Here is a 26909-nt window from a genome sequence, read left to right as displayed (position 1 = left end):
AGCTCACACTCGCGGGACGCGAGCGAGGGAAGACTTTACTTTTACAAGGAGTTATCTAATTATAAATAGCTTACTTGGCTGGAGTGCCCTTCAGAATAGTGAGCATGTTCATTTCAATGGTTGGGTACGCACTCTCTACAATGCGGCCAACTTCCTTGCCATCGCGGTATAGGATGAAAGTGGGAACAGCAGTGATATTGACGGTTTTCTCCTCACCGTTAGGGCTGGTCTTGTCTTCGCGTAGGTTATACACATTGAAACGGGCATGCGGGAAATGCGCCTGGTCCACTACTTTGTAGAAACGTGGTAAATCGCGCTGGCTGTCCATGCACCAGCTGCCGGTGTAGGCTTTGATAGACACATTCTCCAGCAGCGGCTGCAATTCATCCATGATCTTGGGGTTGGGCGTGTACCGTTGGTAAGCGGGGTGAAACCACTTACTGTACGGTTCACTTTCGTAGGCTACGCGATTGCTAGGGCCGATCAGGATATTCTCAGTACCGGCGGCGTTTTTTTCCTCACGGTTTAAATGCTGGTCAAGACCGGTTTGCCCAGCCTCTGAATAGCCGGATTGCTCTCCAGTAGAAGTGGTTTTCCGGGAGCAGGAAAGCACCCCCAGGGCCATGAATGCAAGAAACAAGAAACGAAAATGCATCTTCAAGGGTAATTTTAAAGCAGTTAAAAACGAAATCATCACAGATGAAGAACGAGGATAGCCGCGTAAAAGATATCTGTGGAGAAAACTTATCAAGTTAAATCGTCTCTAGGGCACGTGGGGCATCCAGGTCCACAAACTCGCCTTCCCAACGGGCAATAACGGCCGTTGCCAGGCAGTTTCCAATCACGTTCACCGAGGTACGGGCCATGTCCATGAGTTCGTCAATACCCAGAATGATGAAGATAGGCTCTACCGGCAGGTTGAAGGAGGCAGCCGTTCCCAGCAAGATCACCAAAGAGGCGCGCGGCACTCCGGCAATTCCCTTACTGGTGAGCATGAGCGTAAATACCATCAGCAACTGCTGCTCCCAGGGCATTTCAATACCGGCGGCCTGCGCCACAAAGATAGACGCCAGTGACAGATACAGAGTAGAACCATCCAGGTTGAAGCTGTAGCCCATGGGCATCACAAACGCCACAATCTTACGCGGCACGCCAATAGATTCCAGGGCTTCCATGGCCCTCGGCAAGGCCGCTTCTGAGCTGGTAGTAGCAAAGGCAATGGATACCGGACCCGCAATGGCGTTCACAAACATTTTAATGGGAATCCGGAAGAGGAGGGCCACCGGCAGCAACACCAGCAACAGGAAGGCAATGAGGGCAACGTACAGCGTAGCCAGCAACTTGAAGAGGTTCACCAGAATCCCGAAGCCCATGTGTCCTACGGTGTAGGCAATGGCCGCGCCCACGGCGATGGGGGCGAAGAGCATGATGATGTTGGTGAACTTGAACATGGTCTCCGCTAAACTCTCGGTCACTTCCAGCAACGGACGGCGCTTGCGCTCGTTCAGCATGGCCAGCGCAATCCCGAAGAGTACGCTAAACACCACAATCTGCAACACCTGCCCCTCAGCCACCGATTTAGCGATGTTTTCAGGGAATATGTGCAAAACAATGTCTTGCCAGGTTTGCGCGGGCGGCGCGGTAATCTCATTGCTGGTTTGCCCTTTGAGCACAATCCCGTCTCCGGCACGGCTGATGTTGATGGCGGCCAAGCCAATGAACAGCGCTATAGTGGTCACAATCTCAAAGTACAACAAGGCTTTCACGCCCATCTTGCCCACCTGTTTCAGGTTGGAGTGACCGGCAATACCCACCACCAGCGTCGCGAAAACGAGCGGCGCGATGACGGTTTTCACCATTTTCAGGAAAACCTTGCTTAAAACGTTCAGGCCAGAGGCGAAGGCCGGGAAACTGTAGCCAATCTCGGCCCCAATGACCATGCTCACCAGAATCCAGGTAGTCAATGACTTTTTACGGGTGGCAAACAAGACGAGTACCGCAATCCCAATCCAGCGAACGGCCGTGAGCGCAACTTCCGGAAGGGCTACAATTCCATAGTTCTGACACAGCGTGAGCACAATGGCCACGGTAAGTATCGCAAAAGCCACTAAGGCAAGCGTGGTTTTTTTCATACAAAAGATATGCTCTTTTCCCCTGGCGAAAGGGAAAAGGAGAGGTTTAGGTTTGTTTGAATCGCTAACCGATTAGATCGGCTAAGATGTTGGAGTCTACAAATATAGTTTTTTATCCCGGTTCCTAAACAAGGAACCTGTTCTCTGCCCGTTTTTTGGAAGTTGCGCCAAAAACACGTTTTTTATTGGCCTTTGCATCTTTTTTAGTACACTTGAGGCTCGCAAACGCTACCCTTTACTATGCTACTATGGAATTTGGAGGCCCGGGACCTCACCTTGCGCTATACCTGGAAAATCTCCCGCAACGCCTCAGATGTGAAGACCAACCTTTTTGTCACCGTAGGCGATGAGCGCGTACAAGGCAGGGGAGAAGCCGCCCCCAACACCCGCTACGGCGAAACCCCCATCTTGCTACAGGAGCAGTTCCAGACCTTGCAGGCCAACGGGTTAGACCAGATTGGTTCCATAGAAGAACTGCAGCACCTCCTACGCCTGCACCCGGTGTTGCCGGCCCTTCGGTTTGCCATAGAATCTGCCTTTGTCCATTACCTGTGCCGCAAGAACGGGCAGACCGTCGCCGAATTTCTGGGCGTGCAACCGGTGACCTCGGCCCCTACGGCGTATTCTTACCCCATTATGGACCCCGGCAAGATTGCAACGTTCACCAAAGAGCACGGACTACAGCGGTTTGAGTACCTGAAAGTGAAAGTAAACCAGGAAAGCGGACTGGACATGCTGTCTGAAGTGACCAAAGCCACCTCGCAGGGCCTTATCATAGATGCCAATGAAGCCTGGCAAGACCCAGATTCCCTCATGCGCTTTTTTGAAGGCCTCAAGAAATACCCCATCCTCATGATTGAGCAGCCCATGCCGTCTGCTCTGGAGGAAGAATACCTGTACCTGAAGAAACGCTCACCCTATGACCTCTTCGCCGATGAATCTGTGACGGACCACGCCGACTGGGATTTGTTGCAGCAGCAGTTCCACGGGGTAAACATGAAACTCATGAAAGCGGGCGGTTACCTGAACGGGCTGGCTATTCTGCAAAAGACCCGGGCTTTGGGCCTGAAAACCATGATTGGCTGCATGATGGAAACCTCCATGGCTATCTGGTCTGCCCTGCAACTCGCCCACGGCGTAAACCTATTGGATCTGGACGGTATGTTGGTAGTGAAAGACGAGCCTTTCCAATTGGTGCGCGAAGAAGCCGGAAGGTTGTACCCCGTAGAACAGCCGTAACATGTAAAAGGCATTTTGAGGCTCATTTTCAGAAAACAGCCTGAAAAGAGCCCATTTTTTCTGCATAAAAAAAGCCACCTGCTATTCTTAAACAGGTGGCTTTTTTTATAAGAGGCTGATTTTCTACATTGCGTCTACCTTGGTTTTCAAGGTCTGGGCATGTTGCAAGTGCATACGCAGGATGGGCAAAGTGGCGTCAATGAATGTCTGCACCTCCGTATCCATGATTTCTCTGTCGGCGGTTTCATACAAGGTGATGGCTTCTTGGTGCGCCTGTACCTGAACGGTGGCGAAGTCTTTGTCAAAGGTTACGCCAGACTCTCCGGTTAAACGGTCAATAATGGCCTTTTTGGGAGCTGGGACCGTGGTAGACAGCGTGATGTTCCGTTGCGCTGCCATGTTCATGATTTTCTGGGAAGACGTGGTGTGGTCGGCTATTAGCATATCTCCAAATGTTCTTACATCGGCGGTAGAGCCTTTCACTTTCGCCATTTGCCCCGTGGTGATCTCAAACATGTCGCTTTGGGCAGCGTTCTGGAAGAAGGTAGCAACGCGGGTTCTATCCTGATCCATTGCATCGTCATCATCGTCGTCACAAGCAACAAAAGCGGTACTTACTAATAGTGCCCAAACGAGCATCCATAGGTTAGATTTTTTCATAGTAAATGGAAGTAATTAAAGTTTTAACTACAGCTGTTTACGGGAGCAAATCTGAAAGGCTATGGAAAATTCTATTGTTACCATTAAAACAGGTATAAACACTAATTCTAATATTTAAATAGTCATATCCTTTGTTTTATAAGATAGTAGTCTGTTAATTAGTGTTTTATCAGAAGAGCTGCAACGCCCGCCTACGTAACATATGCGTCTTGTACTATAAATACCATTACCGGTTATTAGGTGATTGACGCACGCAAAAAGCCCTCCGGTAAGTGACGGCATAACCACTAGCAGAAGGGCATAAAGCAGATGAAAAGCAACAGAAGACTCGGCCTAAGGCCGAAAAGTTAGATAATGGTTTACACACAGCTTCCTGCCCGCCTAAAGCAGCCGAAGCGCAAGATGAACATTACTTTATTGTCCTCAGCCGCTAACTATTTCCTCTCCTTGGTCTGTCCCCTGAAAGACCAACCCACTCCCGCTTCTTTCGAGATATTAACAAAGGGACTTTCAAAACACCACCGTCTTTTTGTGTATCCAACCTCTTTTCTGCAAAACAGCCCCCAAACATAGCGGGAATGCTCACTTTAATAGGAAGTCTGTGCTTTTAGTATAAGGTCAGTGATTGGCAAGTTAAAATAGCCGAGGCGAGGCCTTGTGGAACGTGAGTTATTGTTTATTGCCCTCTGCGGCAAGTTGTTGCTGGAGTTTGGCCAAGTCAGCGTCCAATTTCTTCAGTTCGGTTTGAGCGGGTTTGTTCTGGACTGTTTTCTGCAGGAGATCGGTTTTTTGTTGAAGGACACGTTGTTTTTCCTGCAAGAGCCGGAGGCGGTCTTTCATCTTTTGGGCTTGCAGCAGTTGTTTGCCCAAACCTGCCGTGTCGCCGGAGAGGGTCGTGCTGCTTTTCGTAACCACTACAGAACGGTGGAAGGTGCCTTTGAGGTCTACATGGTCGCCTTCGTTTAACTGAATTATTTCTCCGCCCGCGGTTTTAAAAGAGCCGTTGGGTTGCAGCGTGGCACCATTGGGGAAGGTTCTGGCCTGGGACAGGGGCGTGAAGTCTTTCCCTTTTACCTCCACCACTTTGCCGTTGCGCATGACCATGCCCGCCCGTAAGGGGGTAACGCTGGTGGTAATGGTGCGGCCGCTCGCACTTTTGCCCACCGTCGCATTCTGGGCCTGGGCTAACGTGGGAAAGAAGAAAATCCCCAGCAACAGACCGGCCGCTAACATGAAACGTTTTCCCATTTGTATCTCAGTTGAATTGGTATTTATACGATGTTTTCCTGAAAACAGCCCAAAAGCGGGTGCCACAGACAGTTTACGCTTTCTGTTCCTTTTTCCGCTCTTTCAGGTACTGGATCACACCTGGTATGATGGATAAAATAATGATGACCGGTATGGCGTAATGCAAGTAGTCTTTCATCTGCGGAAACTGCTGCCCCAGGTAGTAGCTGACCAGTACCAGAGAGCAAATCCAGAGGGTGGTGCCTATAAAACTCAGCAGCAGGAACCGGCCCAGCGTCATGCCCGTTACGCCGGCCAACAGCGGGTTGAACGTACGCACCACGGGTACAAACTTGCCCAGCACAATGGCCAGCTTGCCTTTGTCGCGGTAAAACTTTTCGGCGCGATCCAGGTTTTTACGTTTAAAGTACCAGGTGTCTTCTTTGTGGTACAGCCTTTTGCCCATTTTGCGGCCAATGGAAAAGCCAAGCAAGTCCCCGGCCACTCCGGCGGCCGTCATACTGGCCAGAAGTACCACCAGCGGCACCTCCAGCACATCTGCGCCAGCCAAAAGGCCGGTTGCCAGCAACAGGGAGTCGCCGCCAGGAATAACCAAGCCGATGAGGAGGCCCGTTTCCACAAAAACCACAATAAGGATGAGCGTAAGGCCGCCGTACCTGATCATGTTTTCTGGGCTGGAAAATAACTCTGCCCATGAAACCAGAAAAAAGTCTGTCATTTGCCTAGTGAGGTAGTTTAACGGGCAATACGCACGAAGGAAGTGAGATGTTGGTGGTATCTTTGGGGCAGCCAGCAGAAAGGCGTTAGCTAAGTTGCTGGTTTTGCGGTAGAAACATATATTTGAGTATCCCCCAGACGTTGGAAGTTTAACCATGAAGATTGAAGAAGAAATAAAGCAGAGTGTTTTCAAAGACGTTTACCAGAAGTCGTACATAAACGTAGTGTTTACCTCAAACTGGTTGGAGCAGAGGCAATCTGCCATGTTCAAGTCCTTCGGTGTCACGTTGCCGCAGTACAACGTGTTGCGCATTTTACGCGGCCAACACCCCAAGCCGGCCACCGTGAACCTGCTCATTGACCGCATGTTGGACAAAACCTCTAACGCGTCGCGCATTGTAGACAAACTGGAAGCCAAAGAACTGGTGACCCGCAAGCAGTGCCCCACAGACCGGCGCACCGTAGACATCCTCATCACAGACAAAGGCCTTGACCTCTTGCAGCAGATGGATGCCTTGGGCAACGAAGGCTATACCGGCCTTAATAAATTAACCCAGGAAGAGGCCGAACAATTAAATGTGCTCCTGGATAAGATCAGAAGTTAATTTTACTTACCTTATACCGTTTTACAACCATTTACTACTAAACCATTTACGCGTTATCCCATGAAAAAAATGTTACTCTCCTTTATGGTAGCGGCTGCCATAGGGGTTTCTGCCTTTACCATGGTGGCACCGGGCTCTCCAGAGAAAGCAACGGCACCTAAAAACACGGTAGCGTATGCCGTCCAGACGTACAAAGTTATTCCTGCGGAAAGCAAAATCACCTGGATTGGCCGTAAAGTGGGAGGGGAGCATACGGGCAACGTCACGTTGGCCAGCGGCACCTTATTGATGGACAAGGCGGCGTTTAGGGGTGGTACGTTCATCATGGACATGACCTCCATCACAGACACCGACCTGCAGGGAGGTTCAAACAAGCGATTAGTAGACCACCTGAAATCTGATGATTTCTTCTCAGTGGCTAAAAACCCTACCGCCACGTTCGCCGTCACCAACCTGGCCCCCAAAGCGAACGCGAAAGCCGGAACCGCCAACTACATTGTAACCGGTGACCTCACCATCAAAGGCATCACGAACCAGATCTCTTTCCCGGCCATGGTGAACGTGAAAAAAGGCGTAGCCACCGCCAAAGCCACCTTGAAGTTTGACCGCACCAAGTGGGACATTAAATTCCGGTCTGGCAACTTCTTTGAGAACCTGGGCGACAAAGCCATTCAGGACGACGTGGAACTGAACATTGAATTAGTAGCCAAAGAAGAAGCCGTTGCGAAGAAGTAATTGCGCTTCCTTCGGGTAAAAGAAAACGGTCAGCGCCTAATTGGTGCTGACCGTTTTTTTTTGCGAAAAGGAGGTTACGGTATTCACATATCAGCCTTCTGCCCATAGACTTTCACCTTGTTTAATCTTACTATTACCTTTGATTAAAATTAATAGAACTTCGACTTCAATCTGAACGTTAATGTAATAACTTTGTAATTACATTAACGTTCATGTGCTATGGAAGTGTCAATTATTCAGATAGGAAATTCAAAGGGGCTTCGGTTGAGTAAGTCCATTCTAGACAGATACAACATCAAAGACAAGGTTGAACTGATTTTGGAAGAAGGGCAGATTATATTGAAGCCGGTTGAAGAGCCAAGAAAAGGTTGGGACAAAGCTTTCAAGAAAATGCATGAAAATGATGATGACCAACTTTTGCTCAATGATGTGTTTGATGAAGAGAACTTTGAGGAATGGACGTAAATCAATACGGGATTGTGCTGGTGAATCTTGATCCTACCATTGGAAGTGAAATTCAGAAGACCAGACCTTGTGTAGTTATTTCACCTGATGAGATGAACAATAACCTTAGAACGGTAGTGATTGCCCCTATGACTACAAAAAGCCGTATGTACCCAACTCGCGTAAAAGTGAAACATAACAATCAAACTGGCTGGGTAGTGATAGATCAAATAAGGACGATTGATAAAACTAGGATTGTTAAAAATCTGGGGCAACTAAATTCCTCTGAAATAGCTGCATGTAAACAGGTTATAAAGGAAACCTTTGTTGACTAATAAAACATCATTACTTAGCAGTACATATTCATAACCATAGCACCATGTACAAGGCCGTTTATAGAAACGGCGCACAGTTACCTAACCGTTCACAAGTCAATTCTCCACCCCAAAGTAAAAGCCCGGAAGCTTGGTTCTCAGACCATGCTTCCGGGCTTTGGCAATTCAGGCCGGTAGGTTACGGCTACAAAGTAGTTTTCGCTACTGACCGGTTGTAATCGGGTTCCCAGTCATTAATGGGCAGGCAAATGCCTGGTGGAAGGTCCAGATCGGGTAAACCATCATTGAGGGGTTCGCCGCCGTCATCGTCACTGTCATCTTGCGGGGGTACGCTAATTCTTTTACGGGGGGCTAGTGCCAAAAAAGCGATTAAGGCAAACATAACCAAAGAGTATACGATCATCATACATCTTGATGAATTAAAAGTCTCACATCACATCCACACTAGGTAAGCGGTTCATTTTGTTCAACGTACGGTAGCCCCCCTATGTTGAGGCCCAACGCAAAAAAATCTCACTTAAAGCGGAAGGCCGGTTGGTTTTGAAAAAGGGCGGGTGTAGCTTTGCCTCAGTTTAGGGGTGCCTTAAGATAACGGGCTGAGATCATACCCATTGAACCTGATCCGGGTAATGCCGGCGAAGGGAAAAACAAGGGAACAAAACAGAGTGGGAGCACCGGCCCCTGGTGGCTCCTGGTTGTTTTATCTATTTTTTCAATTTTCACATGAAAAACGCTTTAGCCCTGCTCATGGGCTGCCTGCTGCCTTGGTTTGCCCTGGCACAGAACACCTTGTCTGGCCGCGTAGTAGACGCCGCCACGCAAAATCCGCTTACCGGAAGTACCGTCACCCTTTCTGCGGGCAACCGCGCCACCTCCACCACCAGTGATGGCCGCTTCTCCTTCCCCAATTTGCCAGCCGGCGAGTACACGTTGCAGGTAAGCTACCTGGGCTACGCAACCGGCACGCAAACTGTAAATGTCCCAACATCCCAGCCAGTGGAGGTTTCGCTTACCCGCACCAGCGTGGCTACCAAAGAAGTTCTGGTTACGGCCACTCGTGCTAATGAAAGAACCGGCACCACGTACACCAACGTGGGCAAACAGGAACTGGAGAGCCGCAATTTCGGGCAGGATTTGCCTTATCTGCTGGAAAACACGCCGTCTTTGGTGACTAATTCAGATGCCGGCGCCGGCGTGGGCTACACCAGCATGCGCATCAGAGGCTCAGACATTACCCGCATCAACGTAACCGTGAACGGAATTCCGGTGAATGATGCCGAGAGCCACGGCGTTTTCTTCGTGAACATGCCAGATTTTGCTTCCTCCTTGCAGGACGTGCAGATTCAGCGCGGCGTGGGCACTTCATCTAACGGACCAGGAGCCTTCGGCGCCAGCCTGAACTTACAGACCCAGGATGCCAGCCCTGAGGCCTATGCCCGCACTGACAATGCCTACGGCTCTTACAACACCTGGAAAAACAACGTGCAGTTTGGGACCGGTTTGCTAGGCGGAAAGTTCGCGGTAGACGGCCGTTTGTCGCGCCTTTCCTCTGATGGCTACATTGAACGCGCCAGCTCAGATTTGAAATCGTTCTATCTGTCCGGTGGGTATTACGGCACCAAAGACCTGCTGAAAGTGGTGATTTTTGGCGGTCATGAGAAAACCTACCAAGCCTGGAACGGGGTAGACGAGGAAACCCTGAAAACCAACCGCCGCTACAATTCGGCCGGTACCGAGATGGGTGAGGACACGCCATATGGCAATGAGGTAGATGATTATCAGCAGTACCATTACCAATTGCATTACGGCCATGAGTTCAGCCGGGCTTTGTCTCTGAATGCGGCCCTGCACTATACCCGCGGGTTTGGTTTCTATGAGAACTACAAGGCGGGCGAAGACTTCGCAGATTACAACATCCCGCCGGTAACGGTGGGCGGGACTACCGTAAATGAAACGGACTTAGTGCGCCAGAAATGGCTGGACAATGATTTCTACGGCACCACCTTCGCATTGCAGTACCAGGGCACTGGCAAACTTTCGGCCGTGCTGGGCGGCGGCTGGAACCGGTACCAAGGCGCGCACTTTGGCGAGGTGATTTGGGCGCAGTACGCCCCCACCATCAGGCCCGGTCACCGGTACTATGACGGAGATGCCCGCAAAACCGATTTCAACGTGTATGGCAAAGCCACCCTGCAAGCCACCGAGAAACTAAGTCTGTTTGGGGATCTCCAATTGCGCACCGTAGACTACAACCTCAGCGGCACCGACGATGACCAGCGGGACGTGACCACCAGCGCCAACTATGAATTCTTCAACCCAAAAGCTGGTATCACCTACGCTATTTCCAACGCGCACAACCTGTACGCCTCGGTAGCGGTAGGGCACCGCGAACCCACCCGTTCCGATTTCACCGACCGTCCGGTCACTGACCGCGCCAAGGCCGAGCGCATGGTAGACTACGAAGCCGGGTACCGCCTAAACCAACCATTGGGTGAGTTCACGGGCTTGCCCCTGCGCCTCACCGCCGATTTGACCTATTTCTACATGGACTACAAAGACCAATTGGTGCTCACTGGCCAGGTAAATGATGTAGGCACCCCGCTCAGAACCAACATCGCGGAAAGCTACCGCACCGGTGTGGAACTGGCCGCCGGATTGGGTTTAGGAGAATTCGCTCGTTTGACCACCAACCTTTCGGTTAGCCGCAACCGCATTCAGAACTTCGGGGAGACCCTCTACCGCTACACCGAAGACTATGACCTGGATGAAATTGTCACCAACAACTATGAGGAGACTACGATTTCCTATTCGCCCAGCGTAGTCACGTCTACCCAGTTGGAGTTGCAGCCTTTGACTGGTCTTCGGTTCCAGTTCCAATACAAGACTGTGGGCGAGCAGTTCCTGGACAATACCGCCAGCCAGGACCGTCGCTTGAAGCCTTATGAAGTAGGAGACGTACGCGTGTTTTACCGTTTCAGGCCCGTCCATTGGATGAAAGAAGTAGAACTGGGCTTGCTGGTGAACAACGTACTCAATGAAGAATACGAAGCCAACGGCTATACCTTCTCTGAGTATTACACCGGTGATGCCACCCGCTACAGCTACAACAACTACTTCCCGCAGGCCCCTCGCAACTTCATGGCCCAGATAAGCCTGCGTTTCTAAGCCGTTTCTGTAAAAACAGTCCATAAACAGAAATCCCTTGCCACGTGAGGCAGGGGATTTCCGTTTATGAGCAAAGTTTCTTTTGAAAATAAGGCTGCTTCCTTCACCAGCAAGCATGGTCCAAGTTTTCAACTTGGACCTACAATGTCCGGAAGTTTGCAACTTCCATGAGGCGAAAGCCTCAAAAATACGTCCTATGCTTAGGCCCTCCGGCTTTTTCGGATTGATAAACCCAGAACAGCGGCAGCGGAATTACTTCTATGAGGCGAAAGCATTGGCAAGGCACGGAAGTAACTTCCGCGCCATAGAGCGTAGGTCCAAGTTGAAAACTTGAACCATGTGTATTTAGGTGTACATTTTTTGCCTATTCCAGTCAAAACACGTCCAAAACAGCAAGTGCAATCAATGTTGCGAAAGGTTTTGCGAACAAGTGTTGGCGGGGGCGGGGTTTCTTGCTAAGTTTGGAAATAGACAGTAATGGCATTTCATTCACCTATGGCTACAGATAACTCCAGCGCCCCAGATTATTTCAACATAGACGACCTGCTCACTGACGAGCACAAACTCATCCGGCAGACCATGCGCGACTTCGTGCGCCGTGAAATCTCTCCCAATATTGAGAAGTGGGCCCAGGACGCACATTTCCCGTCTGAGATTGTCCCTAAGTTTGGAGACGTGGGTGCGTTCGGCCCTACTATTCCGGAGGAGTACGGCGGCGGTGGGTTGGACTATATCAGTTACGGCATCATCATGCAGGAGATTGAGCGCGGCGATTCGGGTATGCGGTCTACGGCCTCGGTGCAAGGTTCTTTGGTGATGTACCCTATTTACGCCTACGGTTCTGAGGAGCAGCGCAAGAAATATCTGCCCAAGCTCGCCAGCGGCGAATGGCTGGGTTGTTTCGGACTGACGGAGCCTGATTTTGGGTCTAACCCCGGCGGCATGGTGACCAACATCAAAGACATGGGCGACCATTACCTGCTCAACGGGGCCAAGCTCTGGATTTCTAATTCGCCGGAGTGCCAGGTAGCGGTGGTCTGGGCCAAAAATGAGCAAGGCCGCATCAAAGGGCTCATTGTGGAACGTGGCATGGAAGGTTTCTCTACGCCCGAAATCCACAACAAATGGAGTTTGCGCGCCTCTACCACCGGTGAGTTAGTGTTTGATAACGTGAAAGTGCCCAAAGAAAACCTGCTGCCTAACGTGGATGGTTTGAGAGGACCTTTGGGCTGCCTAGACTCGGCAAGGTACGGCATTGCCTGGGGAGCCATCGGCGCAGCCATAGACTGCTATGAATCTGCCCTGAACTATGCCAAACAGCGCATCCAGTTTGACAAGCCCATCGCCGGTTTCCAGCTTATTCAGAAAAAACTAGCCGAAATGGTGACCGAAATCACGAAGGCGCAATTGATGGTGTGGCGTTTGGGCGTGCTCAAGAACGAAGGCAAAGCCACCACCCAGCAGATTTCTATGGCCAAGCGCAACAGCGTAGACATGGCCCTGCATGTAGCCCGCGAGGCCCGGCAGATCCATGGCGGCATGGGCATCACCGGCGAGTACCCCATCATGCGCCATATGATGAACCTGGAAAGCGTGATTACCTATGAGGGCACCCATGACATTCACCTGCTCATCACAGGAGCAGATATTACCGGTATTCAGGCGTTTAAGTAGTTGCTGGCTGTTAGTAATTAGTTGTTAACTATAAAAAGGCAGTTGCGGAAACGTAGCTGCCTTTCTTGTTTCTGGGGCGATTTTAGGAGAGTAGGGTAGAAATAATGGGGCTAAGTAGGTTAGCTAAATACAAGATTTCTGATAAAAACAATAGTAAAAAGATACTGCTTTGCTTGTCCTTTTGGAGCGTTTTTCGCGCGTGATGTGTTATCTTTACAGCAGAATCTTTGCTTTCTACGCTAAGAGAAATTACCATGAGAGAAGACTATTTAACCGGCTCTGCCGATCACCTTTCTCCCGCCGAGAAGGAGTACGACAAGGCCCTCCGGCCGTTGGACTTCAGCGACTTCACGGGTCAGGCGAAGGTGGTAGATAACCTGAAAGTGTTTGTGGGGGCGGCCATTATGCGGGGCGAAGCGCTGGACCATGTTTTGTTACACGGACCTCCCGGCCTGGGGAAAACCACGTTGTCCCATATCATTGCCAATGCCCTAGGTTCTAACATAAAAATCACGTCTGGTCCGGTGCTGGACAAACCCAGCGATTTGGCCGGTTTGCTCACCAATCTGGAGAAGAACGACGTGCTGTTCATTGACGAAATTCACCGCTTGAACCCCATTGTGGAGGAGTACCTGTACTCGGCCATGGAGGACTATAAGATTGACATCATGCTGGATTCGGGCCCTAATGCCCGATCGGTGCAGATTTCTTTGAACCCGTTCACGTTGATTGGCGCTACCACCCGGTCGGGGCTGTTGACCTCGCCGTTGCGCGCGCGTTTCGGGATAAATGCCCGTTTGGAGTACTATGATTCCAAACTGTTGACCTCCATTGTTCAGCGCTCTGCGGAGATTCTGGGTTCGCCTATTTATGAGGATGCTGCTTTTGAGATTGCCCGCCGGAGCCGGGGTACGCCGCGTATTGCCAACAACCTGCTGCGCCGGACCCGTGACTTCGCCCAGATTAAAGGCGACGGTACCATTACCGTAGAGATTGCCCAGTTCGCCCTGAATGCCCTAGACGTTGACCACAACGGTCTGGACGAGATGGACAAACGCATTTTGAGCACCATCATTGACAAATTCAAAGGTGGTCCGGTAGGGCTTTCGACCATAGCCACGGCCTGCGGCGAAGAAGCCGAAACCATTGAAGAAGTCTACGAGCCGTTCCTGATTCAGGAAGGTTACATCAAACGCACCAGCCGGGGCCGGGAAGCCACCGAAGCGGCGTACCGCCACTTAGGTAAAATTCCGCCCAACCACGTGCGCAGCGGCACCTTGTTTGACCAAGCGGAGTAGGTAATAAGGCATTTTCAGCCTAAACAATGGTAAGAAGCCCCGGCCATTTAGGTTGGGGCTTTCTTCTGTAAGGGCAGCCTTATTCTGTTTTCTTGATTTCAGCGATCAACTCCACTTCTAGTACCGTGGTTGGCTCCAGCAAACGTACCACCTGCACCCACGTGGCCGCCGGGGTATGCGTACCGTAAATTTTTTTTCGCACGTCTTTGTGTTTGGACGTTTCTTCCATGTTGGTGGTGTATAGGTTTTCCTTCACCACATGGGTGAAATCCAGGTTATACTGTTTCAACGTTGCTTGCAGGGTGCGGTAAACCTGCTCCATCGCCTTGTCCATGGGGCCGCTGGCTACCGTGCCGGAAATGTACAGGAGATTGCCACTTCGGTACGCCTGGGCGTAGTTCCATTCCTGGTTAGGCCGAAATGTTTTTGGCGTAGTTTCGCCCTGTGGAGCAGAAACTGTTTTACTTTCTTGGGCTTGGGAAGCAAAAGCCAGCAGAAGGAATACTAGGGTAAAGATGGGTTTGTGCATAGCCGTGGAAGTTTGGTTTGTAGAAGACTGCCCGAATCCAAATCACCCTATAGCAATTTGTAGCAGAGCGCCCTTTTGCCTCTGATTTAGCGAAATCAGGGCAAAAGCAGAAATAATGCGCTAACTGAAATTCTTTTCCGCCAATTTTGTTCTTCAGAAACGTTCATCGTCCAACTTACCATGTTCAACCTCGCGCCCAGACATACGCAACTCATCAAGCAGAAAGCCCAGAAACTGGGGTTTATGTACTGCGGCGTGTCTAAGGCGGAGTTTCTGGAAGAGGAAGCACCCCGGCTGGAGAGTTGGCTCAACCAGAACATGCACGGCCAGATGCACTACATGGCCAACCATTTCGATAAACGCCTGGACCCGCGCCTTCTGGTAGACGGGGCGAAATCGGTGGTGAGTTTGTTGCTGAATTACTTTCCGGAGGAAACCCAACCCGAGGACACATTCAAAATCTCCAAGTACGCATACGGGCAGGATTACCACCTCGTGATTAAGGACAAACTTAAGACGCTGTTCCAGTTTATTCAGGAAGAGATTGGCGAAGTAGGCGGCAGGGTGTTTGTGGACTCGGCACCGGTCATGGACAAGGTGTGGGCGAAGAAAAGCGGTTTGGGCTGGGTAGGCAAGAACAGCAACCTCATCAGGCCCGGCGTGGGTAGCTTTTTTTTCATCGCGGAGCTCATTTTGGACCTGGAACTGGAACCCGATGGACCCATCAAAGACTATTGCGGCACCTGTACCAAATGCATGGATGCTTGCCCCACAGACGCCATTTCGGCGCCTTACGTGGTAGACGGCAGCAAGTGCATCTCCTATTTCACCATAGAACTGAAAGACCAGATTCCGCAGGAAGTGGAGGGCAAGTTCGGGAATTGGGTCTTCGGCTGCGACATCTGCCAGGATGTTTGCCCTTGGAACCGGTTCAGCAAAGCCCATAAAGAACCAGCGTTTGCTCCCCATGCCGAACTGCTCCACCTCTCCAAAGGTGACTGGGCAGAAATTACGCAGGAAGTTTTCGGGGCTATTTTCAGGAAATCGGCGGTAAAACGCACGGGGTATGAAGGGCTAACGCGTAATCTGCGTTTTGTAGCCAACCAACCCACCGCCGACTCAGGCAACCAGCATGTATCCGAAGACCTTGTCTAAGATGGGATGGTAAGCATCTGCGAAGCGGGTGTAGCACCAGTCGCGTAACACCTCTAACTCAGAGTGCAGCAGCAGACGTATGTTTTTGTGTAATTCCTTTTCAAATAAACCAGAGTCAAAACTTACTTTGTCTAAGATCAACTTCACGTATTCTAACATGACTTTTTAAAGATGTAATTTGATTTAATATTGGTTTGTTATGCTGTATACGTAAATATGCACCTTTTAATTCCCATCTTTATATAAAATAGCTGATTATTTATATGCATTTTGCTGTGTTTCAATAAAAAAGGGGCCGTTTTATTTAAACGGCCCCTTTTTTATTGAAACACAGCAAAATTATGCTAGGAAAGGAGTTACAATAGCAGTTACCTGAGCAACGGTCAAAGGCTCATCAAAAGCTTCAGAAGCTGCATTGGCATCAATAGCTATTCCGCCAAAAGTACCTACCAAGTTTACGTTAGCCTGAGTGGTTAATTCCTCTCCGCTATAAATTGCCTGGAATGGTACGCCGTTACTATTGTTCATGGTGATCCAAGGCTTTAACCCGGCTACGCCATTGGCCATATCACGGCGCATCCGACGAAGATGGGCGGCATGCCGGGCCTCTACCGAGTGAATCTGCAAAGCTGCCTGCAGTACGGCGTCATTGCTTATCAATGCTGGGGCAGCGCCTTTGTAAGCTCTTACGCCGGTGTCTTCAAACGCTTGCGCTACCGTCAACATAGTAGCATAGTCCGTGAAGGTGGCAGTGCCCAAAGCACCTTTGGCCGTCCAATCAAAATTAGCATCGGTGTAGGTAGTAGGGGCGGCACCTCCTAAGCCGCTGATGGCAGAACGCAGGAAAGCCACGTGCGCTTGTTCATGATCTCTGATCACACCGAAGGCTGTTTTACCGGCCGCCGAAGGGAAGATGTTGGTAGCCGCCGCACGCAGGTAGAAATAATATTCCAGGTTTTCCAGCTTAAGGGCAAACTCCAGCACGTCTCTTACCGCAGGGGTAGTGGTTTGTCCGTAAGCTTTGTTCAGCATGGAGCCGAACGCCACCGGAATAGCGGCAGCGGCTAACTTTTTACCAAAGCCTCCAAAGTGCTTGAAAACGGCTCTCCGCGGATCCAGACGGTCAAAAATTTCTGGATCTACTTGCTCTACTTCTTTGAGTATATTGAAAATGTTCATGGCTTTCTAATGATTAGGTAGTAGGTAAATTGCTTCCGTTGATGGTTTCCTTGATGAAAGGCTGGGCGGCAGCCAATACCTGCATAGGAGTTAAGGCTACGTCAAGCCCATTCGCGTCCACGATCATGCGGCCGGAGATAATTCCTGAATCGCCGCTGGCGAAGGTTCCATTCTCAATCATGTCTCTGATCTCAGCGGCGTGTCTGGCTTCTACTGAAACGATTTTACCGGCAATGCCTAAGAAAGTAGCGCTGGTGAGCAGTTTACCGGCTCCATTGTATGCGGCTACCCCTAAGTCTTCAAATGTTTTGGCGGTTGCCAGAATAGAGGCACGGCTGGCCAAGGCGCTGGCCGGAAGGTTAGGAGTTAAGCTGGGGATGATTTGGTTGGCGGCGGCACTGGTAATAGCGGCTTTGAAGAACTCGCGGTGCGCCACTTCATGGTTTCTGATGTCGGTGAGCACTTGTCTCTCCACAGCGCTGGTGAACAGGGTTGAGAAGTTAGGCAGCGCCACCACTGCGGTGTAGAAAGCGGCCTCTAATTGTTCCAGGGCATAGGCGTAGTTCAGAATGCCTACATCTCCTGAACCCAGGTTTACACCACCGGTCATGTTGGTGTCCGTGATGTCATCGTCGTCATCGCAGCCAGCCAGCAGCAGCGCCGAGACGGCTACACCAGCTCCGGTGTACTGAAGGAAAGAACGTCGGTTTAAGGGGTTTTTCAATCCCTGCAATAGTTCCTGCTCAGGAATTGACTTTGTGTTTTTTGCCATAGTTTTAGAATTGAAGATGAAACAATTTCTACTTCCCAGGTCCAGTAGGCACCCAGATAAGCGCAACGCCGCCCGCGTGAACCGGCGGAATTAGCGAGACCTACGACGGCTTCTATGGTACTGGATTTCAGAGGAAGAGAAAAAATTTACATATTTCTTTTTGAGCTGGCTTTTCTATTCTGGAGAGAGGGTAGAGCACTGGTAGGATATTCGTACTTTTGCAAGCATTGGGAGCGGCCGTTTTAGGGCCGTTTTGAGAAAAACAGATGAAAAAGGCCGTCATTTTCTTTCTATGCTTCTTTTGCTGGGCTGCCTTGGGCAACGCGCAGAACCATGCTATAGAATATGGCCCCACCATCATTCCCATAGATCAGTATTTTACTATCTCCCTAAAATCGCCGGACAAGCGGCCAGCCAAAGTAGAAGGTTTCCCGGAGATTGAGGGTTTGCAGAAAAGCACCCAGAAATCTTTCACCACCACCATTACCAGAGGCACCAGAAAATCTGTGGTGTACACGCTCACGCAGCAATATGCCCCTCTGCGCGAAGGAGAGGTAGTGGTAAAGCCTTTCTCCCTGTTGGTAGACGGTAAAAGTGTGGCCGCCCCCGGGGTCAAAGTAAAAGTTGTCCCTACACTTCCTACAGGCGTGACTCCCAAAGACAGCCTAGCCACCTCGCCACTTACTACTGCGGCACCAGAATTTGTAGACGTAAAAGAGAATGCATTTCTCACGCTGCACGTGCCCAAAGGAAGAGTATTTGTGGGCGAAGCAGTACCCGTTTCGCTCTGGTTTTACATAGCCGACACAGATTTGGGACTGCTTGATTTTTTTCAGTTCGAAACCCAGATAGAAACCATTGTACAGCAACTGAAGCAGCGGAGTGCCTTGGAAGAAACCGTGCAGCAGGAGGAAATTCAGCCCGAGAAAATCAAGATTGGGGAAAAGGCATTCACCCGCTATAAATTATACGAAGCAGTCTTATTCCCCCTTACCCCGCAGCCACTCCGTTTTCCGACGGTAAACCTGAAAATGACCAAATACAAGGTCGCGAAGAATCCTTCTCTGCTTTCCCAAAACCGTCTGCCGGAAATCAAGGCATATTCGGCCCAAGGTCGAGAAGTAGTTGTAAAAGCGCTGCCGCCCCACCCGTTGCGCGACCAGGTGGCCGTGGGCGTGTTCCGGTTAGAAGAGCAGCTTTCCCGCAGAACTATTTCCCTGAACCAGAATCTGGTCTACCACTTTCAAGTGCAAGGCGAAGGAAACATCAGAACCCTGCCTTCGCCGCAGAGCCTGCATGCTTCCAGCGAGCTGGAAATCTATTCCCCAGAGATTAGGCAGAACCAGCAGATATCCCAGAGCAGGGTGGTGGGCAGTAAGACGTTCCGGTATTTTATAGTAGGGCGGCAGGCTGGTCAGTTTCCGTTGAATGAGTTGTTCCAGTGGGTGTTTTTCAATCCTGTCACCGCCCGCTATGACACCCTCAAGCCTTCTGTCACGGTGCAGGTGCGGGGGCAGGAAGACCAAAATAGTTTTATCAGGGCACAAGATGTGGGCGATTTTTACAATATTGCCGCCACAGAAAGCAATGAGCTGATTAGCATAGACCAGTTTAGGGAAGTGCGCCTGTACACCAATGTGGTGCTGGGGATCATGCTGGGCGCGGCTTTGTTTATCTTCATACTGAAGCGAAAATGAGTAATACTTATGGATCCCTTTTCAGGATCACCACTTTTGGGGAATCGCACGGCACGGCCGTGGGCGTAATAGTAGACGGCTGCCCCGCCGGATTACCGATCACCATAGAAGAAATTCAGGCCGCGCTGGACCGAAGACGTCCCGGCCAATCCAAGATCACTACGCCCCGCGACGAGAAAGACCAGGTGCAGATTCTTTCGGGCATCTTTAACGGGCAAACTCAGGGCACGCCCATCACGCTGGCCGTCTTCAACAAAGACCAGGCAAGCCATGACTACTCGCACATAGAAAACGCGTACCGCCCGTCGCACGCAGACTACACCTACACCGCTAAGTACGGCTCCCGTGACCACCGTGGCGGCGGCCGAAGCTCTGCCCGTGAAACCTTGGCGCGCGTTGCTGCCGGAGTATTGGCCCAAAAGTTTCTGGCGCTGCAAGGCATTCAGATTACCGCGTATGTGTCACAGGTGGGCAACATCTTCGCCCCGGCAGATTACACCCAACTAGATTTAAGCCAGGTAGACAGTACCATTGTCCGTTGTCCGCACCCAGAGACTGCCCAGACCATGATCCAGCTCATTGAAGAAACCCGCGACAAACTAGATACGGTGGGCGGCGTGGTTTCCTGCGTGATCAAAGGCGTTCCGGCGGGTTTAGGAGAACCGGTTTTTGACAAACTGCACGCCGAATTGGGCAAGGCCATGCTCAGCATCAACGCCGTAAAAGGCTTTGAATACGGCAGTGGCTTTGCCGGGGTCAGCATGTACGGTTCCCAGCACAATGACGTCTTTTATACCGATGACGATGGTCTGGTGAAAACCCGCACCAACCACTCCGGCGGCATTCAGGGTGGTATCTCTAACGGGCAGGATATTTACTTCAAAGTGGCCTTTAAGCCGGTAGCTACTATTCTGCAGCCGCAAAGCACCATCGACCAAAGCGGCCAGGAAATAACCTTGCAGGGCAAAGGCCGTCATGATCCTTGCGTGTTGCCACGGGCCGTGCCGATTGTAGATGCCATGGCAGCGTTGGTGCTCGCTGATTTTGTGTTGCGGCAGCGGACGAATAGGATTGACTAGTTCTTTTTGGTCTATTTTATGGAAAGTAAGCGTGGAACGCTGTTTGGGGTCAGTGCACGTAGTTTGCTGTTCCCTAGGCTTGTCTGCTTATTGTGTGGGTGCAAGTGCTATGTTGTTTCATTTTAGGCGATAAGCGCTCACGGCCGCGAGGCCCCGCCTTCCGCCCTCGCGCTGTGATTTCTCCTCACCTGCTTCGCTGCCGCTCACAGGTCGTCGAACTCTAGGCGCTCAAGCGAAAGGCTGGAACTGGGAATGCGTAAATGGAATCCTATATCCTTGTTGTTCCCATACCCTTGTTATGCGTTACCCTTGTTGGGCGTAGTCTCTGACTACGCACTGCCGACAGCCAATCTCCTGATTGGCGTACATAAGCTGAATTAAAATAAAAAAAGAGGTTTTGGGCTGCTTTCTTGAAAGCAGCCCAAAACCTCTTTTTGCTGTAGCTAAGTGAAACTTACAGAATCACCACTAACCAGATTACAATCAGAACTGGAAGTAGATACACCAGCGAGTACTTGAACATGTATTGGAAGAATGGCGGCATTTTGACCCCGGCCTGCTCGGCGATGGCTTTCACCATGAAGTTAGGGCCGTTCCCAATGTACGTCATGGCTCCGAAGAGAACTGAGCCAACAGAAATGGCTTCCAGCACCAGAAGCGTTTCGGGCGTTTGGCCTAAGCCATAGGCGAAGTCGTGGACTTGGGTGGTGCTGGCGTAGTTTAGGTGGTATTTGGCCATGCCCAGGGATAGGAAGTTGGCGTAGGTGGGGGCGTTGTCCAGCACGCCAGAAAGAGAACCGGTCACCCAGTAGAACACCGAGGGCGTCAGTTTAGCGGCAAACTCAGGCGAGGAGGCCAGTTCAGCGGAAAGTTGCAGGGCGGGCATCATGGTAAAGAAAATCCCGAAGAACAGGAACACCACTTCTAGAATGGGGTCAAAGGAGAAATGATTCCCGTTGAGCGCGGTGCGGCTGGCCAGTTTAAAGCACAGGAAAGCAGCCGTTAATTGAACCAGCTCACGCACAAAGGACACTTTAATGCCGCCTTCTAGCGGAATGTACGGCAACCATTCTAACGAGGAAGGGTTCAGGAACGTAGCCCCTATAATTACCGCGAGCCAGAGCAGGTTGCGTTTGCCGGTGAAGTAGAACTCGGTTTTAGCTTCTATTTTGGCTTGTACCGTCGGGCTGGGCGAGAACGTTGATTTGTTTCGGCTATCCAGCACGAAGAAGATGGCACACAGGGAGACTACGGCAATAAGCCAGGGGGTAAACAGGTGTTGCAACGTCCAGAAGAACGGTACGCCTTTCAGAAACCCGATGAACAGCGGCGGATCTCCCAGCGGCGTTAACATACCTCCAGCGTTGCTCACTATGAAGATGAAAAAGACAATCTGATAAGGCTTGATGCGGTGATTGTTGAGCCGGATGAACGGCCTGATAAGCAGCAGGGAAGCCCCAGTGGTACCTATCACGTTAGCGATAACGGCCCCGAACAACAGAATACCCACGTTAATGAGCGGCGTGGCATTGGCGTTGGCATTGATGTAAATTCCGCCGGCGGCGATGTACAAGGCACTGAGTAGAATGGCGAAAGAAGTGTATTCGGCCAGGGTCTCGGCGGGCAGGTGCGTGTCATGCAGCACAAACAGGTAGTAGGCTAAGACCAACAAGCCCAGGCCCACCGCAATGGTTTTGAAATGATGGTGCCAGAAATCGGGGAAAAAGATGGGGCCGGTGGCAATGAGGCCAATGAGCAGGGCGAAAGGAATAATCAGGAAGCCTGGTACCTCTGGCGGAGTGGCCGCCAGTAGAATAGTGGCAAAAGACATAGGCGCGGGGTTAATGGAACAATCTAGTAGGGTAAAGTTACGGTTTCTGGGGAAAAGGGCGGGCGCTTTTGCCTTTCTTTCCTAAAAACCGGCCAGAAACGGCGCAAGGGCGGTACCCAAGAAGTAAGTAACAGGTATCGGAAATTCTCACTAATTTTGGAAACTTAAATACCTGACCGTAAGTTTTTACTATATATAACCAGAAGACAGCCATGACTGATAATACAACCAAACCGGTATCTGTGTACGCCGAGGCGAACCCTAATCCGGAGTCAATGAAATTTGTCCTGAACTCTACCTTGCTGGGAGAGGGCGGAAGCGTGGATTATCCAACCGTGGAAAGCGCCGTGGAGTCTCCTTTTGCGCAGGAACTGTTCAACTTTGACTACGTGTCCAGAGTGTTCATCGCCAGCAACTTTGTGACCGTGACCAAGAACTCGCCGGTACAGTGGCCGCATCTTATCCCAGAACTGAGAACCTTCATCAAATCATACATTGAGGCCGGTGGCCCTATTTTCATCGGGAACCCGGTAACTACCACCGCGGCTTCGGCGTCAGCCGAAGTTCCGGCCGACCTTTCTGCCGAGGATTCTGAGATCTCGCAGAAAGTGATTGACCTGTTAGAAAACTATGTACGTCCGGCGGTAGAGCAGGATGGTGGTAACATCACTTTCCGTTCTTACAAAGAAGGCGTAGTGACCGTGAACCTGCAAGGCTCATGCAGCGGCTGCCCATCGGCTACCGTTACGTTGAAAGCGGGTATTGAGAACCTGCTCAAGCGCATGGTACCCGAAGTACAAGAAGTAGTAGCTGAAGGCGTTGTGCTCTAAGGCAATTTAGTCTAGAAAGGAAAGGCTCTGAGAAATCAGAGCCTTTTTTGTTTTTGGTCTGCTTCTGGAAAAGAAGTGGATTCTTTAACGTGCAACCAAGCCGAATAAGCATTACTAATTATAGGAGTCATTTTAGGGATAGTTTCCACACCCAAGCGTAAACGGGCAAATCGGCTAGAATTATAGCGGCTTTTAGTATTGACTGGAAGCGGCACCATCAGTACTGATAGTGGGAAACAACAAAGTGGTGAAGTGCTTCAAGCCGCCGCAGAAAGAGAGTATGCGATTGGCGGCATAATACTTGATAAGGTGCAGAATGTAAAAAGGTATTTATGATTTTGATATTGAATTATTTGTATATTTTGATAGTTACTGATTTTGGCTTTTTTATTGTTATAGTTTATTGTTTGTTTTGTAGGTATTAATATGTGATCGTTGCTTTTAAGATATAAGTATTGATTATTTGCTTATAATGCATTATTTTATCTAAGACCAAATTAAATAATCTAGACTTGTTGATAACTTTAACTGGTAAATTTATGATAATTTTAATGTTTTAAGGTTGGTATGAATGGGATTATTTAACTTTGATGCGGTTTCTCAATGACAAGTTGTTTTTGATATACCGTATTTAAACTCCCCTAAATATCAAGTACCTTTCATGCTTAATAAGTTAAAACCTCTCCTGCTTCTTTTACTGTTCCTTTTCAATTATTCACTCCTTCAAGCAAGGCCACAAGAGATCAATGAGTCTTTTGATGTATCTCTGACCAGACTTAATAGTATTGATAAACTTTTAACCTATGTAGACAGTTGTGCAGCGACCCAAAACATTGATAAACAATCAAGTGAATTTGCTTTATTAGTTAATGGAGTGATAGAGAAGAGGTTTTACCATGGCTATTCTCACTATTCCCTTGAAGAAAATTGGATTGCATCCATAGCCGGTAAGTTTGTTTGGGAACATCTATCAGCAATCGTACTCCCGGAAGACATTGTTAAACATGAGATGGCGGCGTGTAGTCAACAAGCTATCGTCATGATGGAAGTATTGAAATCACGTGGATTCCAAGTTAGGAAACTTGGGCTTAAAGGCCATTTCATAATGGAGGCCTACTATGACAATGCTTGGCATGTATTTGATCCTAATAAAGAATTTAGTTTACCAGGGCTTCTCCATGACTCATTAGATGTGTATCTAACAAACGGGAACCTTGCCAAGGCCTACTCTGGAAAGCTAACTCCCTCGGAAGTTGAGAACATGTTCAGCATGAGGATTATAGGTGAAACCGACGAATACCCTGCAAAGAATGCCCGCCTTTTTCACACAGCAACTAGAGCCGTGCCAATTGATTCTCTTCCATTAAGCTTTGGCTTTTTTTCTTTAGTGTTCATTGCCAGAAGAAAGTATGAGGTAAGTATGTTAATGCTTAGTTAGATTATTCTCCTTAAAACAGAAGAGCCCCGCCAGTTTAGCGGGGCTCTTCTGTTTTAAGGAGAATAATCTAACGCATACACGCATTTTTTATACGTGACGGTTAGAAGTGAAGGTTCTGTATCAAAATATCACTCCTTATCTAAGAAGGACATTTTGCTTACTGGCAGTTACTGGATTAGATTTGAAGCATGTGATTGGAGTGCCTACTAATCTGCTTCCAAAACGATGTTCTATATTCCTCTAGGGGTATATTTTCATTTCTTTTGCCTATTTTCAAAGCAGATTAACCAATTACACCCAAATGTCAACAACAGCTTCTAAGCACCCGAAGGGCCTGTATTTTCTCTTTCTGGCGGAAATGTGGGAACGTTTCGGCTATTACCTCATGATAGGTATTTTCTTCCTGTACATGACCGATACCCAGAGCGGCGGAATGGGAATGCCCAAAGACCAAGGCTCTGATATCTACGGTACGTTCATTGCACTGGTATTTTTAACACCTTTCATTGGCGGCTTGCTAGCAGATAGATTGCTGGGTTACCGTCTCTCCATTACCATTGGCGGTATTTTGATGGGTTTGGGGTACTGCGGTTTAGCCATTCCCGGCGATTCGTTTTTCTACCTTTCGCTGGCGCTTATTGTCATTGGCAACGGTTTCTTCAAAGCCAATATCTCCACCCTGCTTGGTAACTTGTATTCAGAGCCGCAGTACCTACCGCAGAAAGACACTGGGTACAATATCTTCTACATGGGCATCAACGTGGGAGCCTTTATCTGCAACTTTGTGGCGGCTTACCTGCGCAACACCTACGGCTGGGGTTTTGCATTTCTAGCGGCTGGTATTGGGATGTTCATTGGCCTGATTATCTTCTGGGTGGGAAACAAAACGCACCGTGACTATGACATCCGGAAACCCGCGCAACCGCATGACATGCCGCTCTGGAAAGTGTTCGGGATTGTGATTCTGCCGGCCATCATTGTAGGTGTCTTGAGCTGGGTCCTGATTCCCGGCGACGTGTTCGGGTCAGATTCTACTGATGCCTTTATCTTCGGGTCTATTCCCATTATCTTGTTCTACGTAAGCCTTTGGGCCCGCGCCTCCACGGAAGACAAAAAGCCGATTGCTGCCCTTCTTTCCATTTTTGCGGTAGTGGTGGTCTTCTGGGGCGTTTTCAAACAAAACGGCACCGCCCTGACCACCTGGGCCGAGTACTACACTGACCGTAGTCTGCCGGAAGTGCTGGAAAAACCGGCCGCTTCGTTGGGTATGGTGCAACAGATAGATGCTACGTCAACCACCGTTCCTGATTTTGATGCCGCCTTCCGGACCCGTACCGATGCCGAAGGCAAGGTAATCACCAAGGAAGGACCCGTGCCTTACCTCAATAATTTGCCCCAGGAAGAATGGCCCCAGGAAGGGAAGTCCCTGTCCTTGATTTCCACTGAGCTGTTCCAGTCCATCAACCCATTCTTCGTGATAGCCTTAACCCCATTGGTGGTGGCTTTCTGGGGCTTTATGCGCCGGAAAAGAAAGGAGCCCAGCACCCCGGCCAAGATGGCCTTGGGTCTCTTTATCACGGGCCTTTCTACCTTAGTGATGGTGGGAGCCGTATGGGCAGGCGACAACGGGCAAGACAAAGTTTCCAGTCTGTGGCTGGTGGGCACTTACTTTGTGGTCACCATTGGGGAACTATGCCTCAGCCCGATGGGTTTGTCGCTGGTGTCCAAAGTAAGTCCGCCTAGGTTGACAGCGCTTATGATGGGCGGCTGGTTTATCGCTACTTCCATCGGGAACAAACTGTCTGGGATTCTGGCCAGCCTCTGGGATACGTATGATGACAAGCAGTATTTCTTCTGGGTGAACTTCGCGGTAACCGTTTCAGCGGCTCTAGTGCTTGTGCTTATGCTCAATTGGCTGCGCCGAATCATGGAAAAAACGACAGCTTAAGTTGCATTGGGGAAGGAGCTTTGGCTTGCCTACTATTGTTCATTCGCTCGCCTCTCGGACGCGTGTGAGCTACTTGCGGCCTCTGGCCGCTTCAAGATAAATTACTGAGTTGTACAAAGCGGCGGGACGCCGCAGGTAGCTCACACGCGTCCGAGAGGCGAGCGAGGGAATTTAGAATTACCTATAATTTACTTTTAAG

Annotated in this window: 25 protein-coding genes and 1 riboswitch; of the genes, 14 read left to right on the top strand and 11 right to left on the bottom strand. The window is 49.9% G+C overall.

What is annotated here, in order from left to right; all coding sequences use genetic code 11:
• Positions 1 to 70: 70 nt before the first annotated feature.
• Together ACY0JR_RS21025 and ACY0JR_RS21020 are read right to left on the bottom strand one after the other, a co-directional pair.
• Positions 71 to 655 carry a thioredoxin family protein gene (locus ACY0JR_RS21025; protein WP_462636140.1) on the bottom strand — a complete coding sequence of 195 codons (585 nt, stop codon included), beginning with the start codon at positions 653 to 655 and terminating at the stop codon, positions 71 to 73.
• Between the two features lie 97 nt (positions 656 to 752).
• Entirely contained in the window at positions 753 to 2132 is a 1380-nt protein-coding gene (locus tag ACY0JR_RS21020; protein WP_462636139.1) for a dicarboxylate/amino acid:cation symporter, read from the bottom strand.
• Between the two features lie 240 nt (positions 2133 to 2372).
• On the opposite strand from ACY0JR_RS21020, the gene ACY0JR_RS21015 reads away from it, so the two are divergent.
• Positions 2373 to 3371 (top strand): enolase C-terminal domain-like protein, encoded by a 999-nt coding sequence (locus ACY0JR_RS21015; protein ID WP_462636138.1) that lies wholly within the window; start codon positions 2373 to 2375, stop codon positions 3369 to 3371.
• Positions 3372 to 3494: 123 nt separating this feature from the next.
• Here ACY0JR_RS21015 and ACY0JR_RS21010 read toward each other — a convergent pair whose 3' ends face one another.
• From ACY0JR_RS21010 to ACY0JR_RS21000, 3 genes are all read right to left on the bottom strand, one after another.
• Positions 3495 to 4031, bottom strand: coding sequence for a DUF4142 domain-containing protein (locus ACY0JR_RS21010; RefSeq protein ID WP_462636137.1), 537 nt, complete (start codon positions 4029 to 4031; stop codon positions 3495 to 3497).
• 669 nt (positions 4032 to 4700) lie between these two features.
• Entirely contained in the window at positions 4701 to 5279 is a 579-nt protein-coding gene (locus ACY0JR_RS21005) for a DUF6799 domain-containing protein (protein ID WP_462636136.1), read from the bottom strand.
• 73 nt (positions 5280 to 5352) lie between these two features.
• Complete coding sequence (locus ACY0JR_RS21000; RefSeq protein ID WP_462636135.1) at positions 5353 to 5997, bottom strand: DedA family protein; 645 nt, start codon at positions 5995 to 5997, stop codon at positions 5353 to 5355.
• A gap of 154 nt (positions 5998 to 6151) precedes the next feature.
• Between ACY0JR_RS21000 and ACY0JR_RS20995 the strand changes: the two genes are divergently transcribed.
• The 4 genes from ACY0JR_RS20995 to ACY0JR_RS20980 all read left to right on the top strand — a co-directional run bounded on the left by ACY0JR_RS20995 (position 6152) and on the right by ACY0JR_RS20980 (position 8115).
• Positions 6152 to 6601 (top strand): MarR family winged helix-turn-helix transcriptional regulator, encoded by a 450-nt coding sequence (locus ACY0JR_RS20995; protein WP_462636134.1) that lies wholly within the window; start codon positions 6152 to 6154, stop codon positions 6599 to 6601.
• Positions 6602 to 6661: 60 nt separating this feature from the next.
• Complete coding sequence (locus tag ACY0JR_RS20990; protein ID WP_462636133.1) at positions 6662 to 7336, top strand: YceI family protein; 675 nt, start codon at positions 6662 to 6664, stop codon at positions 7334 to 7336.
• A 219-nt stretch (positions 7337 to 7555) separates the two neighbouring features.
• The gene (locus ACY0JR_RS20985) at positions 7556 to 7801 is read left to right on the top strand and encodes an AbrB/MazE/SpoVT family DNA-binding domain-containing protein (protein WP_462636132.1); all 246 of its coding nucleotides are present in this window, start codon (positions 7556 to 7558) and stop codon (positions 7799 to 7801) included.
• Complete coding sequence (locus tag ACY0JR_RS20980; protein ID WP_462636131.1) at positions 7792 to 8115, top strand: type II toxin-antitoxin system PemK/MazF family toxin; 324 nt, start codon at positions 7792 to 7794, stop codon at positions 8113 to 8115. Before ACY0JR_RS20985 ends, ACY0JR_RS20980 begins: the two co-directional genes overlap by 10 nt.
• A 184-nt stretch (positions 8116 to 8299) precedes the next feature.
• Here ACY0JR_RS20980 and ACY0JR_RS20975 read toward each other — a convergent pair whose 3' ends face one another.
• A complete protein-coding gene (locus tag ACY0JR_RS20975; RefSeq protein ID WP_181304356.1) occupies positions 8300 to 8521 on the bottom strand; it encodes a hypothetical protein in 222 nt (73 codons plus the stop codon).
• Positions 8522 to 8679: 158 nt separating this feature from the next.
• A riboswitch (TPP riboswitch) is annotated at positions 8680 to 8777 on the top strand.
• Positions 8778 to 8838: 61 nt separating this feature from the next.
• On the opposite strand from ACY0JR_RS20975, the gene ACY0JR_RS20970 reads away from it, so the two are divergent.
• The 3 genes from ACY0JR_RS20970 (at position 8839) to ruvB (ending at position 14252) form a co-directional block, all read left to right on the top strand.
• The gene (locus ACY0JR_RS20970; RefSeq protein ID WP_462636130.1) at positions 8839 to 11280 is read left to right on the top strand and encodes a TonB-dependent receptor; all 2442 of its coding nucleotides are present in this window, start codon (positions 8839 to 8841) and stop codon (positions 11278 to 11280) included.
• 495 nt (positions 11281 to 11775) lie between these two features.
• Entirely contained in the window at positions 11776 to 12954 is a 1179-nt protein-coding gene (locus ACY0JR_RS20965; protein WP_462636129.1) for an acyl-CoA dehydrogenase family protein, read from the top strand.
• A gap of 254 nt (positions 12955 to 13208) precedes the next feature.
• Positions 13209 to 14252 carry a Holliday junction branch migration DNA helicase RuvB gene (gene ruvB, locus ACY0JR_RS20960; RefSeq protein ID WP_462636128.1) on the top strand — a complete coding sequence of 348 codons (1044 nt, stop codon included), beginning with the start codon at positions 13209 to 13211 and terminating at the stop codon, positions 14250 to 14252.
• 79 nt (positions 14253 to 14331) lie between these two features.
• Here ruvB and ACY0JR_RS20955 read toward each other — a convergent pair whose 3' ends face one another.
• Positions 14332 to 14781 carry a RidA family protein gene (locus ACY0JR_RS20955; RefSeq protein ID WP_462636127.1) on the bottom strand — a complete coding sequence of 150 codons (450 nt, stop codon included), beginning with the start codon at positions 14779 to 14781 and terminating at the stop codon, positions 14332 to 14334.
• Positions 14782 to 14961: 180 nt separating this feature from the next.
• On the opposite strand from ACY0JR_RS20955, the gene queG reads away from it, so the two are divergent.
• Positions 14962 to 15936 (top strand): tRNA epoxyqueuosine(34) reductase QueG, encoded by a 975-nt coding sequence (gene queG, locus ACY0JR_RS20950; RefSeq protein ID WP_462636126.1) that lies wholly within the window; start codon positions 14962 to 14964, stop codon positions 15934 to 15936.
• Here queG and ACY0JR_RS20945 read toward each other — a convergent pair.
• The 3 genes from ACY0JR_RS20945 to ACY0JR_RS20935 form a co-directional block, all read right to left on the bottom strand.
• The gene (locus ACY0JR_RS20945) at positions 15901 to 16095 is read right to left on the bottom strand and encodes a hypothetical protein (RefSeq protein ID WP_462636125.1); all 195 of its coding nucleotides are present in this window, start codon (positions 16093 to 16095) and stop codon (positions 15901 to 15903) included. The genes queG and ACY0JR_RS20945 overlap by 36 nt on opposite strands.
• Before the next feature lie 180 nt (positions 16096 to 16275).
• On the bottom strand, positions 16276 to 17115 hold the full coding sequence (locus ACY0JR_RS20940) for a ferritin-like domain-containing protein (RefSeq protein WP_462636124.1): 840 nt from the start codon (positions 17113 to 17115) through the stop codon (positions 16276 to 16278).
• A gap of 13 nt (positions 17116 to 17128) precedes the next feature.
• Complete coding sequence (locus ACY0JR_RS20935) at positions 17129 to 17887, bottom strand: ferritin-like domain-containing protein (RefSeq protein ID WP_462636123.1); 759 nt, start codon at positions 17885 to 17887, stop codon at positions 17129 to 17131.
• 266 nt (positions 17888 to 18153) lie between these two features.
• Here ACY0JR_RS20935 and ACY0JR_RS20930 point away from each other — a divergent pair, with 266 nt between their 5' ends.
• Both ACY0JR_RS20930 and aroC read left to right on the top strand, forming a co-directional pair.
• A complete protein-coding gene (locus ACY0JR_RS20930) occupies positions 18154 to 19584 on the top strand; it encodes a BatD family protein (RefSeq protein WP_462636122.1) in 1431 nt (476 codons plus the stop codon).
• On the top strand, positions 19581 to 20663 hold the full coding sequence (gene aroC / locus ACY0JR_RS20925) for a chorismate synthase (RefSeq protein ID WP_462636121.1): 1083 nt from the start codon (positions 19581 to 19583) through the stop codon (positions 20661 to 20663). The genes ACY0JR_RS20930 and aroC overlap by 4 nt, the downstream gene beginning before the upstream one ends.
• Positions 20664 to 21117: 454 nt before the next feature.
• Here aroC and ACY0JR_RS20920 read toward each other — a convergent pair whose 3' ends face one another.
• Complete coding sequence (locus ACY0JR_RS20920; protein ID WP_462636120.1) at positions 21118 to 22494, bottom strand: sodium:proton antiporter; 1377 nt, start codon at positions 22492 to 22494, stop codon at positions 21118 to 21120.
• A gap of 212 nt (positions 22495 to 22706) precedes the next feature.
• On the opposite strand from ACY0JR_RS20920, the gene ACY0JR_RS20915 reads away from it, so the two are divergent.
• From ACY0JR_RS20915 to ACY0JR_RS20905, 3 genes are all read left to right on the top strand, one after another.
• Positions 22707 to 23324 (top strand): NifU family protein, encoded by a 618-nt coding sequence (locus ACY0JR_RS20915; RefSeq protein WP_462636119.1) that lies wholly within the window; start codon positions 22707 to 22709, stop codon positions 23322 to 23324.
• A gap of 661 nt (positions 23325 to 23985) precedes the next feature.
• Positions 23986 to 24762 (top strand): hypothetical protein, encoded by a 777-nt coding sequence (locus tag ACY0JR_RS20910; protein ID WP_462636118.1) that lies wholly within the window; start codon positions 23986 to 23988, stop codon positions 24760 to 24762.
• 301 nt (positions 24763 to 25063) lie between these two features.
• A complete protein-coding gene (locus ACY0JR_RS20905; RefSeq protein WP_462636117.1) occupies positions 25064 to 26710 on the top strand; it encodes a peptide MFS transporter in 1647 nt (548 codons plus the stop codon).
• The last annotated feature ends 199 nt before the right edge of the window (positions 26711 to 26909 follow it).

The organism is Rufibacter sp. JT3400010 (assembly GCF_054956755.1).
This window is presented reverse-complemented; position numbering and strand designations above follow the sequence as displayed.